The organism is Streptomyces sp. MA5143a, assembly GCF_900290235.1.
Lineage (GTDB): Bacteria > Actinomycetota > Actinomycetes > Streptomycetales > Streptomycetaceae > Streptomyces.
Map to the genome: position 1 here is coordinate 155824 of NZ_OLMK01000001.1, position 19278 is coordinate 175101.

Consider the following 19278-nt stretch of genomic DNA (forward strand, 5'->3'; position numbering starts at 1 on the left):
ATTCACCACGGCGAGTCCTCCTTCCACCTTGTCGGCGCGTTCCGGCGGGGAAAGGGTTGAACTGATCACGATTGCTCACCTGATGGCACGGCACCGAGTGGAGAACTCCGAACCCGCAGGGCCAATGGTGCACACGTGTGCACGGAATATCGCCTGATGCGTACGCATGAATCACCGACCTGAGCGGCAGCGAATTCTCGGCGTGACCCGTTCCGTCATCCCTATGCATGGAGGCACAGTTGAGCACCCTCGACTTCAAGGTCCTCGACCTGGACTTTCCGGCCGGCAGCAGAAACAAGACCGCCGGCCTCGTCACCGGCGAGACAGACGCGCTGCTGGTCGACGCCGCCTTCACTCGCGCCGACGGCCACCGGCTGGCCGCCGAGATCCTCGACTCCGGCAAGCAGCTCACCACCGTCTTCGTCTCCCACGCCGACCCCGACTTCTACTTCGGCGCCGAAGTAGTCGCCGACGCCTTCCCCGACGCCGTATTCGTGGCGACCCCCCTGGTCATCGAGCACATTGCCCACTCCTACGAGGGCAAGATCAAGGCATGGGCGGCCCTCGGCGCCAACCTGCCGACCCGCATGGTCGGCCTCACCCCGCTGACCGGGGACCTCACCCTGGAAGGCCACACCTTCCAGCTCAAGGGCGGCCCCGCAGCTTTGCCCGACCGGCACTACCTGTGGCAGGCCGAGCACCGCGCCCTGCTCGGTGGCGTCCTGCTCTTCCAGCAGGAGCACGTCTGGGTCGCCGACACCCCCACCCCCGGCGACCGCGCCGCCTGGATCGGCCTGCTGGACGAGATGGCCGCCCTGCAGCCGGAGCTGGTCGTGCCCGGCCACCGCCTGCCCGGCACCCCCGCCGACGCCTCCGCCATCAGCGCCACCCGCGACTACCTGCTCGCCTTCGAGGAGGAGCTGGGCAAGGCAGCCGACGGCGCCGCACTGACCGAGGCCCTGGTCAAGCGCTACCCCGACCACGGCATGCTGATCGCCGCCCAGATCGGCGCGAAGGTCGCCAAGGGCGAGATGCAGTGGGGCTGACCATGAGCGAGTCCTTCACCTCCGCCGCCCCCGCCGACGTCGTACGCCGCCAGTACCTGGCCTCCGCCGCCGGTGACCTCGAGGCCCTGCGGGCCACCCTCGCACCGGACGTGGAGTGGACGGAGATGGCCGGCTTCCCCCTCGCCGGCACCTACCGCACCCCTGAGGGCGTGACCTCGAACGTGATGGAACGACTGGGCAAGGACTGGGACGGCTGGACCGCCCACGACGACACCTACGTCGTCGACGGCGAGAACGTCGTCGTCCTCGCCCGCTACACCGCCACCAACAGGGCGACCGGCAAGCCGGTCGACGTCCGCGTGGCCCACCACTTCGTCGTACGCGGCGGACTGATCGTCCGCTTCGAGCAGTTCGTCGACACCGCCGTCGTCCGCGACGCCATGACCGCCTGACCCGCACCCGAGGATGCTCCACATGAACCCCACCGTCGTGCTGGTGCACGGGGCGATGCACACCCCGTGGATCTTCGAACCGTTGCGCGAGCGGCTCACCGCCCGTGGCATCGAATCCCGAGCCGTGCAACTGCCGAGCAGCAATCCCGACAGTGCCGCCGCCGAAGGACTGACCGAGGACGTCGCAGTCGTCCGGAACGCGATCGACGCGGTCGGCGGCCCCGTGGTGCTGGCCGCCCACTCCTACGGGGGAGTGCCCGCCACGTGGGCCGCCGCCGAGGCGGAACAGGTCGCCGAACTCGTCTACCTGGCCGCGTTCGCGATCGAACCCGGCACCTCGATGATGGAGTGGATGGGCGGGGACTTCCCGCCGACCTGGATCCACTCGCCGGACGGACGCGCCGTCAAGGCGGGGGACGCCGAGCAGTCGATCTTCAGCGGTGTCGACCCCGTCCTGACCGCCGAGGCGGTCGAGCGCCTCAACTGGCAGGGCATGCGCGCCTTCACGGAAAAGCTGGTCGCCGCGCGGACGGACGTACCGCTGACGTACGTCGTAGCCACAGAGGACCCGGCGCTACCGCCCGCGGTCCAGGAGCAGTGGGCTGCGCACTGTGCCCACAGCGTTCGTGTCCCCTCCGGCCACTCGCCCCACCTGTCGCACGCGGACGAGGTGGCCGAGGTACTCGCCGAAGCGGTTGCCCGGGCCGGCACGGGTGGCTGACCACGGAGGGACCTGCACGGTCGGCGTGGGGCAGGTCGTCGCGCAGGCCCTCGTGCAGGGCGGTCCGGCACAGGCCCGTACGCCGGCGCGGCTTGCCCAGGTCGTACGAGGTCATCCCCGACCAAGACATGTACGGCGGCAGAGCCATGACACACTGATCGGCCCGCGCAACTCCGTGGCCTCGTAGCCAAGACCGGACTCGCCCGAAGCCCCGCAACCCCAGCTGCTGAAGATCTCCAGAAGTCACGCAGGAGACGCACAGAGTCGGCTCCCCCTGATTCGCAGCTGTGATCTTTGCGGGGCTTGGTCAGTCGTTGTCCGGAGCACCGCCCTCTTCGAGGAGACGAGCAGCGAGGTCGTCGGCCCATTCAACAGCCCATGCGCGGAGAGCGGTGATCGTGGCGTCATCGAAGCCATAGGCAGTGAAGGCGTCGTCGTCGGTCCACTCGGCGCCTGTGAGGTTCGCCTGTAGATCCTCGCGCTCGAAGCGGCCACGCGCGTGGCGGCGGCCGAACTCCTCGAGTTCGGCATTGCTCCAGCGGCGGGAGGCCGCGAACACGTCGATCAGGTCGCGGGGCGATCCGCGGTCGGCGAGGGCGCGGACCTTGGTCCCGATCACGTCCTCCTCCGCGAGGACGGGCCCGTACGGGCTATGGGCGCCGGGTTCTCGGTGGCGACGTCGAGGTCCTGGCTGGGGCGGTTCACGAGGCGGTGCGCTCGCACGGCGTATCCGCCTGTAAGGACCAGGGGGTATGGGGAGCCGAGGGCGATCACGTCCGCCAGGAGCCGCGTGTGCAGCTCCGGCATGTCCGTCACGCGGCTGACCGGGTGCGGGAGGCGAGCTGGGGGAAGGCGTCTTCCCATACGGCGCGCACGGTGCGACCGACGAGGGTGCGAAGCACAGTCCACAGATGGAGGAGCAGGTCCCGGTTGAGGTAGCGGGGCAGGTCGTCGTAGAGGCCCTCGTGCAGGACGGTGCGGTACAGGCCCATGCGCTGGCGAGGCTTGCCCAGGTCGTACGAGGTCATCCCGGACCAGGCCATGTGCAGCGGTAGCTCCACGACCCCCTGGGTCGGGCCGTGCAGCTCGTCCAGCGACTCCGGGAGACGGCGGCGGAACTTCTCCCGGTACAGCGCGAGGTCCTCGGCTTCCGCGCCCGAGACGTCCCTCGGGGTGGGCGCGGGGTGCTGTGAGCTGGAGGACATGACTCCATTATGGCGGCCAAAGTCGTGGCTCGGGTCATCATGAGCGAGCTGGCGCCTGGAGTGGACGCAGCTTGCCAGGGAGCTGGTCGGGGTAGCTTGGTCTGCCCCGCCCGAGCAGGCGGGACGGGCCGACAGCCGTGACGCTCGTTTGACGCTCTGGACGCCCGCACACACTGTGGCGAGCCAAGAAAGCGCCTCTGACCTGGCCTTTTCTGCGACGTACTCAGGCCGACATCCTTCCGATGACGCATCACCTGGAGTGCGTCGCGACCCTTGAGCCTGCGGCAAAGGGATCCTGACCTGCAGGTTCGGGTGGTGTGCAGTATGTGCGCTGTTTCAGTCGGGGTGAACGAGGCGGCTTTCGTAGGCGAAGACCACGGCCTGTACGCGGTCGCGTAGTTCGAGCTCCTGAAGGATCCGTCCCAAGTGGGACTTCACGGTTGCCTCTGCGAGGTACAGCGTGGCCGCGATCTCGGAGTTGGACAGGCCGCGGGCCACCTGGACGAATACCTGACGCTCGCGGGCGGTCAGCCGTTGCAGACGCTCCTCCCGATGACCGTTGCTGCTGCCGCCGCCAGGGATATGGGCGGAGAAGTTCTCCAGCAGGCGGCGGGTGATCCGCGGGGAGACCACCGCGTCTCCTGCGGCGACATCGCGAATGGCGGTCAGCAGTTCCTCGGGCCGGGTGTTCCAGCAGGAAGCCCGACGCGCCGGTCCTGAGCCCGGCGAACGCGTATTCGTCGAGGTCGAAGGTGGTGAGGACGAGCACTCTGCTCTGAGGCGAGACACGGATGATCCGCCGGGTCGCCTCGATGCCGTCCGACCCCGGCATGCGGACGTCCATGAGTACGACATCGGGGCGCAACTCCCGGGCGAGGCGGACGGCTTCGTCGCCGTTCACGGCCTCGCCGACCGGTTGCATGTCCGGCTGGGCGTCCAGCACGGTGGTGAAGGCCATACGCAGGAGTGACTCGTCGTCGGCGAGCAGGACGCGGTCGTCATACGGACACGTCCCTTCCGCCGCCCAGTTCCAGGCGGGTGTGCACGCGCCAGCCGCCGCCCGGCAGGGGGCCGGCGTGGAGTGTCCCTCCGTAGGCGACCGCTCGCTCGCGCATTCCCGGGATGCCGTGCCCGGACGGGGCGTCGAGAGGTTGTGGGCGGCGTCCGTTGTCGGTGACGTCGACCGTGACGGTCTCGGTCAGACAGCGTATCCGGACCTCCGCGCGGGTGCCGGGGGGTGTGTGTGTTTGAAGGTGTTGGTCAAGGCTTCCTGTACCAGACGGTAGACGGTCAGTTGTGCCGTGAAGGGAACAGGCGTGTGGTCGCCCTCGACCTCCAGGTGGGTCGGCAATCGTGAGGTTCTTCGTCGCCGAGGAGAGCGAGAAGCCGGGCGCGGTGTCCGGCCCGAAGCGGCGCATCAACAGCGGGGTACTGCGGCGCGCGCCCGGTCGAGTTCGACGTGACGTCTGCCGACGGCGGCCGTCGGTTCCCGAGAGCCCGCCCACGGTCGTCTACGGCCGCGGTGGGCGCAGGACGGGGATGCTGTCGCGGAACGCGCCGGCGTGCTTGTCGATGTCCTGCGGGTCCGGCTCCAGTGAGGCGGCGCTCAGCAGTTCCCGGTAGTGCTCCTCCAGCTCCGTGAGGGTGTGGACGGAGGAAGCCATGCCGGCGGGGGAGAAGTCGACCCGGACATCGCCGTCCTCGACGACGAAACGGCCCACGGCCCCACAGGTGCCGCATTCGGCGCGGCCGCCGCGCAGCACGATCAGGTCGAGATGGCACATCGGACAGGTACCGGGCTCTCCCAGGAACCGGACCTCGTCGTGGGGCAGGCCGAGCTGTCGGGCGACCGCCTCGCCCAGCCGCTCGGCCCGCAGCACAGCCGCCGGGTCGGTGGCTATGCCGCCCAGGCCGCCCGGGGTGGGGACTTCCATCTGGTCGGCGACGGCCATGTGCAGGGGGAAGGCCAGGGCGTGCAGAGTGGGCAGTGTCAGCGTGCGCCAGTGGGGCGACGGGCAGCCGCCCACGGCGATGAAGCCGGCCACCCGCGGTTTGAGGACCCGCGGATCAGGGGCCGTGTCCAGGCCCAGAAGGCCGCCGGCCTCCTTCTGCTCGGCCCGGCCGTGCCGGCGGTGGGCGAGGGCCTCACGGACGAAGACCACGTCCGTGCGTGGACCGAAGGCGCGGTCGATGAGGAGCTTCAACGCGCCCGGTGCGCTGCGGGTGTAGGTGGGGGAGCTGACGATCACGCCGTCCGCGTCGAGCAGCCGGTCGCAGAACCAGGCAGCGTCGTCGCCGGCGTCCGCGGTGGCGGCGGTCACCAGGGACAGGTCGGTCAGCCGTACGAGCTCGACGGCTGTGCCCTCCCGCGCGGCCGCGGAGAGCGCGGCCTTCAGCAGTACCTCGGCACTGCCGTCCTCCTGCCCGCAGGCAAGTCCGAGCAGACGCATCGACGACACCTCTCTGTGTTCGGGGGACGGGGGTCGGTCCGCCGGGCCACGTGGGCTCCGGCGGACCGGATGGGAGCGAAGGGCGGGGTGGTCAGCCGCGCAGGGTGGCGGCCAGCCAGTCGGCGCTGCGGGTGATGATCTCGGGGAAGTGGTCCGAGAGGATCTCGTAGTGCTGGCCCGGGTACTCGATGACCTCCTTCGGGTCGGGGATCCGCTCGTACATCTCGCGGGCCTCCTCGACGGGGGCGACGGTGTCCTTGGAGGCGAGGATCATCAGGACCGGGGCGGTGATGCGTTCGGCGTAGGCGCGCACCTCCATCTCGAAGATGCGGTCGAGGGTCGAGATGGTGATCTCGTTCCGGAAGCTGGGCAGCCCGTGGATCATGTTCTCGACGAATTCCAGACCCTCCTGGTCGCTGAACATGACCGGGTCCCCGGGGGCCGGGACGCCGTGCAGGCGGATGCTCGCGGCGGGCTCGCCGCGCAGCTGGGCCTGGCGGTCGGCGGGGATGAGAGCTTCCAGCTCCGCGAGCGTGTCGGCCGGTTGGAGGGTGCGCGCGCTCCAGCCGCTGACCGGGGGGATGATGCTGACGACGGCTTTGACCCGGCGGTCGGTGGCGGCCGTGAAGAGGGAGTTGGCACCCCCGATGCTGATGCCCCACAGGCCGATGCGGTCGGGGTCGACGTCCTCGCGCAGGGTCAGGTGGGTGATGACGTCGCGCAGGTCGCGGCACTGCTGCCAGGGGTCGAACTGCTGACGGGGTTCGCCGTCGCTGTAGCCGGTGTTGCGGTGGTCGTAGATCAGACAGGCCAGACCGGCGTCGGTGAAACCCTCGGCCATGGCGAACATGGATTCCGCGGGGCCGCCCAGGCCGCCCTGGAGGATCGCGACGGGCGGGCGTTCGGGGCCGTCGGCCGGGCGGAACAGTTTGCCCCGCAGGGTCAGTTCCGAGACTCGGAACTCGATGTCTTCGGTGACGGGCATGGTTCTCCTCGTGGTGCGGGTCGTGTCGGCCAGGGCGGCGATCAGGTGCGGCTGACGGGGAGTTCGTCGGGGAGGAAGTCGGTGTCGGCGGCCCGCGGGTCGGCCGAGGCGCGCAGGATGGGGAAGACCTCGGCGCGCATCTCGGTCTCGTACTCGGCCACGGCCTCCGTCACGGGTGTGTCGCCGTGGGCGGCGCGCTCCAGGGCCCGGGCCAGAGCCGCGGCGTCGCGCAGTGCCGTGTTGGCGCCGGAGCCGAACGACGGGGGCATGGCGTGGATCGCGTCACCGAGCAGGGTGACGCGGCCGGCCGGCCAGGGGTCTGCCGGCTGTAGGTGACGCGTGGACACCGGGAAGATCGTCGACGTGTCGACGTGCTCGACGAGTTCGGCCAGGGCGGGATCCCAGCCCCGCACCGCGGTGCGCATCAGCGCGTGCAGGGTGTCGGCGGAGCTGTGCCACAGGTCGGGAGCCTCGGCGGCGACAGGGCTGCCGGGCGGAAGGCCGAGGTTGACCATGATGTAGGGATCGACGGGATCGACGGGGGCGCCGGGCGCCAGTTCGGCCACCGCCTCGGCGACCGGCCTGCGCGGTCGGTACACGCCGTACGCGAACATCGCGCCGTTCGGCCCCGTGGCGACGGCGAAACCGTCGAACAGTGCCTCGGGCAGACTCGCCGCCAGATCGTCGGTCAGCGGTGCGGTGGAGTACAGGCCGCGCATTCCGGTGTCCACGACCGGGATGTCGGGCAGCAGTTGCCCGCGCACGACGGAGTTGATGCCGTCGGCGCCCACCAGTACGTCCCCGGTCTCGCTCGTGCCGTCGTCGAGCAGTACCCGCACCTTCTCGCCGTCCGTCTCGAAGCCGGTGACGGTGCTGTCGTAGCGGACGATGTCCTCCAGGCCCAGGCCCATGATCTGGCGCAGCGTGCGCCTGTTGACCGCTGTGTGGGGCCGCCGCGGGTCGTTGGGCGGGCCGATGTGGGGGCGGGCGCCGCGTTCACGGGCCCGATGATCGAGCATGACCATGACCTCACGACGCGGCGTCTCGCGCGAGGTCTGCATGTACAGCTCGAACAAATGGTCGGGCAGGCACTGCTGGAGAGCGCGGCCACCCGCGCCGTTCATGTGCAGGCGGTAGCCGGCCCGCCCGATGCCCGGCGCGCTCTCGTGGACGGTGCAGCTGATGCCCGCGCGGCGAAGGCCCTGGGCCAGACAGAGCCCTCCGATGCCTCCGCCGGCGATCAGGACATGGAACGACGGCATTGTCGCCTCCTTGATGGGCTCGGAACACCTGCATCGATCGGTGCAGGCCCGAGAACGCGAACGTCTGGGGTGGTGGCGGTTCCTCTGACACGAGGTCCCGCCGAGCCGTGCCACCACTCTTGCGTCCGCCATGGGATCAGGGAAGCCGAAATCACCTATGCTCGATATAGACAGGGCTGATGATCATTTCGAGGTGGGTGCCGTGACTCTGGACCTCAACCTGCTCACGCCGCTGGACGCGCTCCTCCAGGAGCGCAGTGTGACGCGGGCCGCGCAACGGCTCGGTCTGAGCCAGCCCACGCTGAGCGCGGCACTGGCCCGGCTGCGCCGGCACTACGGCGACGAACTCCTCGTCAGGGTGGGCAACAGTTACGAGCTGACCCCTCTGGCGGAACGACTGGTGGAACACACCGAGCAGGCCCTGAGCTGGGCGGACCGGGTCCTCCAGACGCGCCCCGGCTTCGACCCCGCCCAGGCCCGGCACGAGTTCACCGTGATCATGGCCGACTGTCAGCTGCCCACGTTCGGGCGCGCCTTGGCCGATCTGGTCCGCACCGCCGCCCCGAACGTGCGGCTGCGGTTCCAGCACAGCACCGAACGGGTCGTGCGGCAGGCGCTGGACAATCTGCGCACGGTGGACGCCCTCGTCCTGCCCCAGGGCATCCTGTCGAACATCCCCACCTTCGACCTCTACAAGGACCGCTGGGTGTGCGTCGTGTCCGCCGACCGCGCCCCGGCTGTCCTGGGGCGGCAGGAACTGGCGGAACGCCCCTGGGTATTGCCCTACCGGCACCCGTCGCCGGTCTTCTCACCCCTGAACCGCCTGCACGCGGAGGGCGTCGAACCGCGCGCGGAGATCGTCACGGAGAACTTCCTGGCCATTCCCCACCTGGTCGCGGGGACCGACCGGATCGGCCTCGTACCCGAACGGGTCGCGATCCCCGCCCTCTCCGGACAAGCGATCACCGTCGTCCAACCCGCCTTCGAGATCGGCCACTTGGTGGAGTCCCTGTGGTGGCATCCCCTCCATGAGCGGGAACCGGCCCACATATGGCTGCGCCGCATCGCCGCTCAGGCCGGCCAGGCAGTCGAGAGCGGCGCCGTGGTGTGAGGGTCGCGCACTGGTCGGGCGGTCGGGCGGTCGGGCGTGACGTGTCACGTGCACATCCGTTGCGGTCTTGGTTCGACCGACCCTCTCATCGCCCGCCCGAGTGGCGACGATCTACGATCGCAGCGCTGTGACATGAGGGGGACGGCGCGATGGTGATCCGTGACGAATCGGGGCTCGACGATCCCGTGGGCCGGTCGTTGCTCGGTCACCACGCACGGTTCGCCCGTCGGCTGGGGCATGCCGCCACCTACCAGCCAGGGGTCGTGACCTTCTGCGCGCTGTCCGCCGGCGCGGAGGAAGCGGGCTGGGGAGACCTGGCTCGGCTGCTCGGTCCGGGTGGGTTCGCCGACATGTTCAGCTGCCCGGCGACGCCGCCGTCCGGCTGGGAGCCGGTGTTCCGTCTCGAAGGGCGCCAGATGATCTGGGCGGGCGGCTCCCGGCCCGGTCAGCCTTCCTCCGGAACCGATGTGGTCGAACTGGGCGCGGACAGCGTGCCCGAGATGCTCGACCTCGTCGCGCGCGCCGAGCCGGGGCCGTTCGGGGCGCGTACGCACGAACTCGGCACGTATCTCGGCGTCCGCGCCAATGGCAGGTTGGTGGCGATGGCGGGGGAGCGGCTACGGCCGCCGGGCTGGACCGAGATCAGCGCTGTCTGCACCTCTCCCGAGGCCCGCGGGCGCGGTCACGCGGCCCGTCTCGTCAGCGCGCTCGTCGCCCGGATCGTGGCCCGTGGCGAACGCCCCTTCCTGCACGTGGCCGAGGCGAACACCGGGGCGATCGCCCTCTATGAGCGGCTCGGCTTCCACACGCGCGAGCACGTGACCTTCCAGGGGTTCACCGCCCCGTGACAGCTTCTTGGGGCTTGGGGCTTGGGGCTTGGGGCTTGGGGCTTGGGGCTTGGGGCTTGGGGCTCAGGGTCCAGGGCTCAGGGTTCAGGGCTCTGGGCTGAAAGCTGAGGACTGAGGACTGAGGGCCGGTGGCCGAGGGCCGGTGACCGAGGGCTGAAGGGCGCGGCTGCGCGTCGGCTGCGGACTGAGGGCCGGGGCGTGTCCGGCATCGCCCGACGTCGCCGCGCGGGCGATGCTCCGTGTCTCCGCCCCCGCCCACTCGGCATGGGCGTGATCCCCCGGCGCGCCGCGAGCTGCGCTTCCGGCGGTGGGGTGAGTCCCTCCTCCCTGGGCCCTACGCGTGAGATGTGGGTCACTCGACCTTGTCTAGCGACCCGCTTGAGTGACATTGTCAGTCGACAAGGTCAATCGCTTGAGGCGTTGGAAGGATTGTGGTCCGCCATGACGACCATGCTTGCTGGGCGGCTCCGCCTGGACACCCGCACGTTCGCCGTCGAAGAGGTTCCGGTGCCCACGCCGGGGCCGGGTGAGGTGCTGGTCGAGGTGCGGGCCGCCGGGGTGTGTCTGTCCGACGTGCATCTGATCGACGGCAGTATCAGCCCGGAGTTCCCCGTCGACTCCGTCGCCGCCGCCCGTGCCGTCACGCTCGGGCATGAGGTCGCCGGTGTCATCCATACCGTGGGGCCGGGGGTGGCCGGTGAATGGGCGCCCGGTACTCGCGTCGTGCTTCAGGCCGGGCAGGCGTGCGGCGTGTGCGGTGGCTGTCTGCGCCGCACCTCGTGCCGGCAGCCGCTCACCCGTGGCGTGGACTACGACGGTGGCTGGGCCCAGTACGCCGTGGCGCGCGAGGACACCCTGCTCGCCATCCCGGACGACCTTCCCTTCGACCAGGCCGCCATCATTCCCGACGCCGTCTCCACCCCGTACGCCGCGATCGTGGAGACCGGCGCGGTGCGTCCCGCGCAGGCGGTCGGGATCTGGGGCGCGGGCGGTCTCGGCGCGCACGGCATCCGGCTCGCCCGCATGGTCGGCGCGGCGCCGATCATCGCCGTCGACCCCCTGCCCACCGCCCGGGAGCGGGCCCTCGCCTTCGGCGCCGACTTCGCTCTCGACCCGGCGGCGGACGGTTTCGCCGACGCGGTGGCGGAGGCCACGGCGGGCCAGGGGATCGACGTGGCGTTCGACTTCGCCGGTGTTCCCGCCGCTCGCGCTCAGGCGGTCGCCTCGCTCGGGGCCGGCGGCGTTCTGGTGCTCGCGGGGCTCACGCCCGAGCCGATCGTCGTCGGCGACAGCACCGGGTTCTGCTTCCGGGGCAGCCAGATCCGCGGCCACTACGGCTCCGGCTTCGAGCATGTGGAGCAGCTCATCGGCCTGACCTCCGCCGGGCGGATCGATCTGGCCCCTTCCATCACCGCCCACGTCCCGCTGGCCGAGGCCGCGGACGCCGTCCACCGGCTGGAGAAGAAGATCGGCGACCCGATTCGGTTCGTCCTCACCCCCTGAGCCCTCGGAGCTCCTGCCCGGTCCTCCGAGCCCTTGCCCGTGCTCCGAGCCCTTGCCCGTCCTCCGAGCCCTTGCCCGTCCTCCGCAGTCCCTGGTCGGACCTCCGGGGTTCATGGTCGGTTCCCTCAACCCCCTGCCGGGCCCGGTGCGATGAGCTCCGGCCGGCTCCCGGTCGGCCTTCGACGGTCCGAGAAGCCCCTCCCGCGACAGTGCGTCGCGGGAGGGGCTTTGCCTGTTCCGTGCCTGTTCGGTGCGTGTTTTGTGGCGCTCCCCCAAGGGGGTCCGGTGGCCCATCGACCGACTGTGTCAGGCGCCACAGTCAAGCGACATTGTCGAGTGACAATGTCGCTTGTATGGTTCTAGCCAGCGGACAGCCTGTGCGGCGACGAAAGGCAAGCTCATGACCCACGAGACCCTGCGCGGAACCGAACCGATTCCTCAGCGCCCGGCCCTGCCCCTGGTGGGCCACGCGTTCGACATCCCCAGCGGGGCCGACGGCCTGCTCTACGTGATGAAGGAGGCCAAGGAGCTGGGGCCGCTGTTCAGGCTCCGCGTCTTCGGCAACGAGATCAACTTCGCCTCCGGTCTCGACCTGGTCACCGAGCTGGCGGACGAGAGCCGGTTCCGCAAGAACGTCCACCCCGACCTGGTGATCCTCCGGGGGATCGGCGGCGACGGGCTGTTCACCGCGTACAACGACGAGCCTAACTGGCGCAAGGCGCACGACGTTCTGATGCCGGCGTTCTCACTCGGCGCGATGCGCGGCTACCACGCGACGATGCTCCGGGTCGCCCGGGAACTGATCGGGAAGTGGGACCGGGCGGCGGGCGAGGAGTCCGTGGACGTCGCCGACGACATGACGCGCCTGACGCTCGACACGATCGGCCTGTGCGGCTTCGGCTACGACTTCGAGTCGTTCGACCGCGACGAGCCGCACCCCTTCGTCACCGCGCTGTCCAGGGCGCTGGCCTTCGCCCAGGACAAGGGCGAGTCGATCCCGGGCGCGGAGCTGTTCAAGTGGAAGCAGGCGGAGCAGTTCCGCGAGGACGTGGCCTTGATGGAGGGCCTCGTCGACGACGTGATCCGACAGCGCCGGGCGTCGGGGGACCTGAGCACCGACGACCTGCTCGGGCGGATGCTGCACACCCGTGACGCGGTGACGGGCGAGCCGTTGGACGACGTCAACATCCGCTACCAGGCGATCACGTTCCTCATCGCCGGCCACGAGACCACCAGCGGGGCGCTGTCGTTCGCCCTCTACTACCTGACCAAGCACCCCGAGGTCCTCGCCCGGGCCCAGGCCGAGGTCGACGCCCTGTGGGGTGACACGGACGCCCCCGATCCCGACTACGGGGACATCGGCAAGCTGACGTACATCCGTCAGGTGCTCAACGAGAGCCTGCGGCTGTGGCCGACGGCGCCCGCCTTCGCGGTGGAGCCGATCGAGGACACGGTCATCGGCGGGAAGTACGCCGTGCGCGCGGGCGAATCCATCCAGATCCTCATTCCGCAGCTGCACCGCGACCCCGCCTGGGGCGAGAACGTCGAGCTGTTCGACCCGGACCGGTTCCTGCCGGAGCGGGAGGAGGAGCGACCGGTCCATCTGTTCAAGCCGTTCGGCAGCGGTGAACGTGCCTGTATCGGGCGGCAGTTCGCGCTGCACGAGGCCACCCTGGTCCTCGCGCTGGTGATCCACCGCTACCGCCTGATCGACCACACCAACTACCAGCTGAAGATCAAGCAGTCGCTCACCCTGAAGCCGGACGAGTTCACCCTGAACCTGGCCCGGCGCACCAGCGGGGAGCGGCGCTCGCCAGCCGCCGGGGCCCTCGTGGCGGGCGGCGCTCCCGCCGGCCAGGACCGCGCCGTCGTCCGGCGTGCCACCGGCACCTCGCTCACGCTCCTGCACGGCTCCAACCTGGGCACCTGCCTGGGCATCGCCCGCGACCTGGCCGACGACGGCGGCGAGCGCGGCTTCACCGCCTCCGTCGCCCCCCTCGACGAAGCCGTGGGCAAGCTCGCCGGGACCGACGGGCCGGTCGTGATCGTCGCCGCCTCCTACAACGGCAGGCCCACCGACGACGCCACGGAGTTCGTCACCTGGCTGGAGGGGCTGGAGCCCGGCGCCCTCGACGGCGTGCGGTACGCCGTACTCGGCGTCGGCGACCGCAACTGGGCCGCCACCTACCAGCGCGTCCCGACCCTCATCGACGAGCGGCTCACCGCCGCGGGCGCCACACCACTGCTGGAGCGCGGCGCCGCCGACGCCGCCGGTGACTTCGCCGGCACCGTGGACCGCTGGACCGGCGACCTGTGGACCACTCTCCTGGAGCGCTACGGGACCGCCGGGGAGGCGCCCGCCGCCGAACCGGAGGACGACCAGGACGCAGGCCTGTACGTACTGGAGGACGCGACCGACTCGGTCATCGGCGGGCTCGCCGCACGGCACGGCGTCCAGCCGATGGAGGTGCTCGACGCCGGTGAACTGGTCGACATGGACCACGGGCTGGGCCGCTCCAAGCGTTTTCTGAAGCTGCGGCTGCCGGAGGGGGTCACCTATCGCACCGGCGACCACCTCGCCGTCCTCCCGAGCAATCCGGCCGACCTCGTGCGGCGGGTGGCCGACCGTTTCGCCCTCGACCTGGACCGCACCGTCCGGCTCCAGGCCCGCCGCCGCAGCCGGGGTGCCCTGCCCGTCGACCGCCCGCTGACCCTGCGCCGCCTCCTCACCGACTTCGTCGAACTCCAGGACCCCGCCACCCGGGAGCAGGTCGCCGTGCTCGCCGAGCACACCGCCTGCCCGCCCGAGAAGCGCCCCCTGGCCGAACTCGCCGCGGCGGACGAGGACACCTTCCGCGAGCAGGTGACCGCCGCCGGACGCAGTCTCCTCGACCTGCTGGAGCGCTACCGGGCCTGCGAGCTGCCGTTCGAGGTCTTCCTCGAGCTGCTGCCGGTGCTGCGCCCGCGCCACTACTCGATCTCCTCGTCCGCCGCGGCGGCACCCGGCGAGGTCGACCTGATGGTGTCGCTGCTCGCCGCGCCCCACCGCTGCGGCGAGGGCACCTTCCGTGGCATCGGTTCGCACTACCTCCAGACGGTGGGCGCCGGCGACACGGTCCAGGCCCGGGTACTGCCCTGCAGTGAGGCGTTCCGGCTGCCCGAGGACGATTCGGTGCCGGTGATCCTGGTCAGCGCGGGCACCGGTCTCGCCCCCTTCCGCGGGGCCGTGCTCGACCGCCACCACGCCGGGTCGACGGGCACCCTGCTGTGCTACTTCGGCTGCGACCACCCCGACGTCGACTACCTGCACCGCACGGAGTTCGCGGCGGCCGAGGCCGCCGGAGCCGTCAGCATGCGGCCCACCTTCTCCTGCGCGCCCGAGGACGGGGCCCGCTTCGTCCAGGACCGCATCGCCAAGGAGAGCGACGAGGTGTGGGCGGCCCTGGAGGCCGGTGGTCGTGTCCATGTCTGCGGCGACGGCCGCCGGATGGCGCCCGCCGTGCGGGAGGCGTTCATGGCGATCTACCGCACGCACACCGGCGCCGCGGATGTCGAGGCGAGGGCCTGGCTGAACGCGCTGATCGAGTCCGGCATCTACGTCGAGGACGTCTGGGCCGGCTGACCGGCCAGGGCGTGGTGGCGGCGCCCGCCGCACACCGCGCCACCCCACTGACCGACAGGGTCACGGACACTCCCCCCCTCCGTGGCCCTGTCTCCCCTTTGCACCGTCTCCCCCCCTCCTGAACTCGTGAGGCTCGCATGCCCGTCACACGCCCGGCGTCCCGCCGAGGACCCTTGACCACCCCCAACCACCCACAGAGGAGCGGTCGGTGAACGCGCGAACGGGTTCCGCACTCACCTTCGGCATGGCGGTCGCCCTCGTCGCCGGAGTGACCCTGGGTAACGGCGGAGCGAACGTGATGCCCGTCTTCGTCGACGACTTCGCGACCCGCTTCGCGCTGTCCGACTCCACCGCCGGGCTCGTGGCCGCGACCCAGCTGATGGCGACCGCCGTCGTCACGCTGCTGCTGGCCGGGCGGGCGGCGCGGCCGGGCCGGGTACGGATGGCCCGGCTGGGCCTGGCCGTCTCGTGCGTCGGCTTCCTGGGCGCGGCCGCGGTCAACGACACGGTCACCCTGGTCCTCGCCAACCTGGTCCTCGGCGCGGGGCTCGGCGCCGTCTACGCGGCGGCCACGGCCGCGCTCGCCGCCACCGACGACGCCGACAAGGCCTCCGCGGTCACCATCTGCGGTGTCGTCGGCGTGACCGCGCTCCTGATCATGGGCGTCCCCATGGCCAACCACGACCTGGGGGAGGGCGCCGGCTTCCTGCTCATGGCGGTGTGCTGTCTCGTCGCCTGGCCGCTGCTGCGCCGGCTCCCCGACGGCCCCGCCGGTCCCACCGCGCCGGGCGACGGTCCCACGCCACCGGCCGCCGGGTCCGGTACGCGCGTGGCGGCGGCGTCGAGGCCGTCGGTCGTGCTGCTCGTCGGTACCGGGCTCCTGTGGGCCGTCACCCAGGGCGCGTGGTCGTACGCCTCGGTCCTGGGGCGTCAGCACACCGGCATGTCGCACTCGGCGGTGTCGGCCGTCCTCGCTGTCTCCAGCGTCGTGGCACTCGTCGGCGCGGTGGTGGGGCCCGTCACCGCACGGCACTTGGGGCGCATGCGGTCGATGGCCGCGTTCGTCATGGGGCAGGCCGTCGCGATGGCGATCCTGATCTTCACCCATGACCCCGTGTTCTTCACCGTCGCGGCCGTCCTCTGGCAGGGCTGCCAACTGGCCGTCCTGGTGCAGATGCTTGCCGCCGCCGCGCTCCTCGACCCGACCGGCCGACTTGTCGCCTCCCTCAGCGGCGCGGGTGCGCTGGGCACCGGCGTGGGGCCGTTGGCCGTCGGCGCCGTGCTCGACGGGGCCGGGGCCGGCGTACTGAGCGTCGTCCTGGCGAGCGGCACCTGCCTCGCCTCGCTGCCCCTGCTGAGGATGACGGTGGCCGGCGGGGAGACCGCCGGCGCGTCACCACCCGGACGTGTGCCGACGGCCTGAGCAGGCCGCACGGGACGCGCGCCCACAGACCGCCGATCAACCGCCGAAGGGCCGGCGCGGACGGAACACCGTCCGCGCCGGCCCTTTCCCGCCTCGCCGTCGGCTCACCAGTCCGTCGGCAGGGTCACGAACTCCATGCGGCCGCCCGCGAGTGCGACGACGGCGGAGACCAGGGCCTGGAGGCAGGCGCGTTCGGCTTCCTCGTCGGGCAGGGAGAGGCGTTGCGACGAGAGACCGTCGAAGCCGGCCAGGAAGAACCGGGCGAGGGTCTCCGGCGGCTGGGCCAGCTGGTGACCCGTGCGCTCGGCCGCCTCGGTCACCAGCTTCGTCGTCACGGCCGTCACCTCGCGGTAGTGGCCCTCCAGGGCCTCCTTCAGTCGCGGGGTCCGGAGCGCGAACATGGACAGCTCGGTGAGCAGCAGGTGCGTGGTCGGTTGCTCACGCACGGTCCGCCACAGGGCGGTGGCGAGTGCCGCGACTGTGTCCTCGAAGCCGGCGTCGGCGGGCGCCGACCGTCCGACCTGGGTGATCAGATCGTGGGTGAGCTGCTCCATGACGGCGCGATACAGGTCTTCCTTGGTCCCGAAGGTGTAGTGCACCGTGGCCTGGGCCACGCCGAGTTCGGCCGCGATGGCACGGGTGCTGCCGGCGGCCACGCCCTCCCTCGTCATGAGGTCGATGGCGGCCTTGATCAGCTGAGGACGGCGCTCGGCCGCGGAAACGTGAGCCATGAAGCCATTGTATCGACTTAGTCCCACGAACAAGTCGATCGATCAGGTCGGAATGCGAGAGACCCCTCCCACACCCCTCCGGATGTGGGGGGCCTGTCACCAGGGCTCGTCAACGATCTTCGAGGGACTGGTCCTTGAGAACTCCGACGAGGGCCGAGGCGACGAGGGCGACAACGCTGTCGTCGTCGTGGGCCAGTTGGCGCAGGACCTCCCGCGCGGTGGTTCCCGCGAGCTCGACCAGCGCCTGAGTGAGACGGATCCGCGTCGCGGAGTCCGCGGTGGGCGCGGCCAGTTCGTCGACCAGGGCGGTCGTGATCCGATCCGTGCACGCGGGGTCCAGGGACAGCGTTCCCAGAACCTCCGCCGCGTCCACGTCGTGGGAACCCTCCACCACCATGCTGACGAGGGTGGGCACGGCCGCGGCCTCGCCCTGCCTGCCCAGAGCCAGAGCAGCGTGCCTGCGCACCGTCGTGTCCGGGTCCCCGAGAGCGTCCGTGAGCACCGCGGTAGCACCCGGAGCCTCGGGCATCTCGGCGATGGCCAGCACCGCGCGCCGCCGGATGTCGGCATCCTCCGAGTGCGTGCCGGCGGTCAGCGTCGCCCAGCCGTCGCCGCCCGATCGGGCGAGCGCCCAGCGCAGGGCGCCTGCGACGTGCGGGTCGGCTTCGGTCAGGACCGCCCCGGCCAGCAGTTCGGCGGGTGCCGACACGTCCTTTGGCCGGGCCAGGACGGCCTGCTGTCTGCGCGCGGCGTTGGTCGAGGTGAGTTCCCGCACGAGTGCGACGACGCGCAGCACCCCCTGCCAGTCGTTGGGCGCCGACGCGTCGATCGCACGGAGCCGCTCGAGCAGCTCCTGTTCCCGCGCCAGGCGCTCTTCCGTTCGCCGGATGAGGTCGCTGACCAGGGCGGACGGCGTGAAGGCCGGGTCTTCCAGCGCGCGCCCGATCTGCTTGAGCGAGAGCCCGAGGGACCGCAGGCTCTCCACGTGGAAGATCCTGCGGACATCCTCGGCGGAGTACTCGCGGTAGCCACCGGCGGTGCGGCCCGTGGGCCGCACCAACCCCAGGGCGTCATAGTGCCGGAGCATCCGGGTGCTCACCCCGGAGCGGCGGGCCACATCGCCGATCAGCAACCCGCGCCCTCCGAGGCCTCTGCTGCCTTCGCGGCTTCCCTCGGCTCGGTCGTCTCCGCGGGCTCGGCGGTCTCCGAGGTCTCGGTGCCTGCTGACGCAGCCGCGGCGGCGGCAGCAGCTCGTTCCGGGCCGAGTGCGACCACGCGCTTCGCCTCGTCGAGGGCCGCGTCGAAACCGGTCTCCGGGTTCTGCCGGAGCAGCTCGGTGGCACGGGCGTGCGCGGCCACCGCCGGGTCGGAACTCTCCGCGGCCCTCTCCAGCGCGGGCTTGATCACGTCACCGAGGTCGACCAGGGCCCGGCTCAGACTCAGCTGCACATCGCGGTCACCACGGCCGAGTTGCAGAACCAGTTCGTCGGCCAGGTCCTTCTCCTCGTCCTCGGGCACGAGGACGACCGCGACGCGCCACGCGGTCCGCGCGACCTCGTCGTCGGCGTCCCGCAGCAGGTCGCGGGTGATCCAGGCCCACGTGTTCCTGTCGCCGATCTTGGAGAGTGTGTGCAGCGCCTGGCTGCGGGCCTGAGTACGCCCGGAGTCGAGCTCCTGGCGGATCCGGGGCAGGCTGATCTCTGGTGGGAGACGGGTCAGCGCCCAGGACAGCATGTCTCGTACGAAGAAGTCCGGCTCCACCGCGCACCGCTCGACGATCGTCTCCAGGAACGCGGGGTCGGGGTTCGAGCCGACCGCCAGGGCCGTCTGAAGCCGGATCGACGAGTCCTCGGCGCCCAGGGCGTTGGTCACTCGGGTGTTCTGCGGGGTTACGTGGGTCGTGCTGATCGGGACCACCTCCTGCGCCAAGCGAAAACCCTGTCACCGTGTCAAGGTCA

15 protein-coding genes and 2 pseudogenes are annotated in these 19278 nt (G+C 71.0%); 8 read left to right on the plus strand and 9 right to left on the minus strand.

The features are described 5' to 3' along the window. Positions 1-239 precede the first annotated feature (239 nt). Genes SMA5143A_RS00640 through SMA5143A_RS00650 form a run of 3 tightly spaced genes read left to right on the plus strand, consistent with a single transcriptional unit; the run spans position 240 to position 2180 of the window. Complete coding sequence (locus SMA5143A_RS00640; protein WP_107460834.1) at positions 240-1046, plus strand: MBL fold metallo-hydrolase; 807 nt, start codon at positions 240-242, stop codon at positions 1044-1046. 2 nt (positions 1047-1048) lie between these two features. Next, the gene (locus SMA5143A_RS00645; RefSeq protein ID WP_107460874.1) at positions 1049-1459 is read left to right on the plus strand and encodes a nuclear transport factor 2 family protein; all 411 of its coding nucleotides are present in this window, start codon (positions 1049-1051) and stop codon (positions 1457-1459) included. Between the two features lie 22 nt (positions 1460-1481). Further along, complete coding sequence (locus SMA5143A_RS00650; protein WP_258193194.1) at positions 1482-2180, plus strand: alpha/beta fold hydrolase; 699 nt, start codon at positions 1482-1484, stop codon at positions 2178-2180. A 307-nt stretch (positions 2181-2487) separates the two neighbouring features. On the opposite strand, the pseudogene SMA5143A_RS00655 reads toward SMA5143A_RS00650, so the two are convergent. The 6 genes and pseudogenes from SMA5143A_RS00655 to SMA5143A_RS00685 all read right to left on the minus strand — a co-directional run bounded on the left by SMA5143A_RS00655 (position 2488) and on the right by SMA5143A_RS00685 (position 8082). Continuing rightward, a pseudogene (locus tag SMA5143A_RS00655) lies at positions 2488-2987 on the minus strand (nucleotidyl transferase AbiEii/AbiGii toxin family protein). 5 nt (positions 2988-2992) lie between these two features. Next, positions 2993-3385 carry a hypothetical protein gene (locus SMA5143A_RS00660; protein ID WP_107460836.1) on the minus strand — a complete coding sequence of 131 codons (393 nt, stop codon included), beginning with the start codon at positions 3383-3385 and terminating at the stop codon, positions 2993-2995. 336 nt (positions 3386-3721) lie between these two features. After that, positions 3722-4343: pseudogene (locus SMA5143A_RS00665) on the minus strand (response regulator). A gap of 553 nt (positions 4344-4896) precedes the next feature. Then, a complete protein-coding gene (locus SMA5143A_RS00675; RefSeq protein WP_107460837.1) occupies positions 4897-5835 on the minus strand; it encodes a flavodoxin family protein in 939 nt (312 codons plus the stop codon). 91 nt (positions 5836-5926) lie between these two features. Further along, positions 5927-6820: an alpha/beta hydrolase gene (locus SMA5143A_RS00680; RefSeq protein ID WP_107460838.1), complete on the minus strand. Its 894-nt coding sequence runs from the start codon at positions 6818-6820 to the stop codon at positions 5927-5929. 41 nt (positions 6821-6861) lie between these two features. Further along, the gene (locus tag SMA5143A_RS00685; protein WP_107460839.1) at positions 6862-8082 is read right to left on the minus strand and encodes an FAD-dependent oxidoreductase; all 1221 of its coding nucleotides are present in this window, start codon (positions 8080-8082) and stop codon (positions 6862-6864) included. 202 nt (positions 8083-8284) lie between these two features. Between SMA5143A_RS00685 and SMA5143A_RS00690 the strand changes: the two genes are divergently transcribed. The 5 genes from SMA5143A_RS00690 (at position 8285) to SMA5143A_RS00710 (ending at position 16589) form a co-directional block, all read left to right on the plus strand. After that, complete coding sequence (locus SMA5143A_RS00690; RefSeq protein ID WP_258193195.1) at positions 8285-9193, plus strand: LysR family transcriptional regulator; 909 nt, start codon at positions 8285-8287, stop codon at positions 9191-9193. A gap of 149 nt (positions 9194-9342) precedes the next feature. Beyond that, positions 9343-10041 (plus strand): GNAT family N-acetyltransferase, encoded by a 699-nt coding sequence (locus tag SMA5143A_RS00695; protein ID WP_107460841.1) that lies wholly within the window; start codon positions 9343-9345, stop codon positions 10039-10041. A gap of 441 nt (positions 10042-10482) precedes the next feature. After that, positions 10483-11544 carry a zinc-binding dehydrogenase gene (locus SMA5143A_RS00700; protein WP_107460842.1) on the plus strand — a complete coding sequence of 354 codons (1062 nt, stop codon included), beginning with the start codon at positions 10483-10485 and terminating at the stop codon, positions 11542-11544. A 400-nt stretch (positions 11545-11944) separates the two neighbouring features. Further along, positions 11945-15166 (plus strand): bifunctional cytochrome P450/NADPH--P450 reductase, encoded by a 3222-nt coding sequence (locus tag SMA5143A_RS00705; RefSeq protein WP_107460843.1) that lies wholly within the window; start codon positions 11945-11947, stop codon positions 15164-15166. A 208-nt stretch (positions 15167-15374) separates the two neighbouring features. After that, positions 15375-16589 (plus strand): MFS transporter, encoded by a 1215-nt coding sequence (locus SMA5143A_RS00710; RefSeq protein ID WP_107460844.1) that lies wholly within the window; start codon positions 15375-15377, stop codon positions 16587-16589. 104 nt (positions 16590-16693) lie between these two features. On the opposite strand, the gene SMA5143A_RS00715 is transcribed toward SMA5143A_RS00710, so the two are convergent. The 3 genes from SMA5143A_RS00715 to SMA5143A_RS00725 all read right to left on the minus strand — a co-directional run bounded on the left by SMA5143A_RS00715 (position 16694) and on the right by SMA5143A_RS00725 (position 19249). Next, complete coding sequence (locus tag SMA5143A_RS00715) at positions 16694-17320, minus strand: TetR/AcrR family transcriptional regulator (RefSeq protein WP_107460845.1); 627 nt, start codon at positions 17318-17320, stop codon at positions 16694-16696. Positions 17321-17429: 109 nt separating this feature from the next. After that, complete coding sequence (locus SMA5143A_RS00720; RefSeq protein ID WP_107460846.1) at positions 17430-18452, minus strand: MerR family transcriptional regulator; 1023 nt, start codon at positions 18450-18452, stop codon at positions 17430-17432. Continuing rightward, positions 18446-19249 (minus strand): HEAT repeat domain-containing protein, encoded by an 804-nt coding sequence (locus tag SMA5143A_RS00725; RefSeq protein WP_258193196.1) that lies wholly within the window; start codon positions 19247-19249, stop codon positions 18446-18448. The genes SMA5143A_RS00720 and SMA5143A_RS00725 overlap by 7 nt, the downstream gene beginning before the upstream one ends. Positions 19250-19278: the final 29 nt, after the last annotated feature.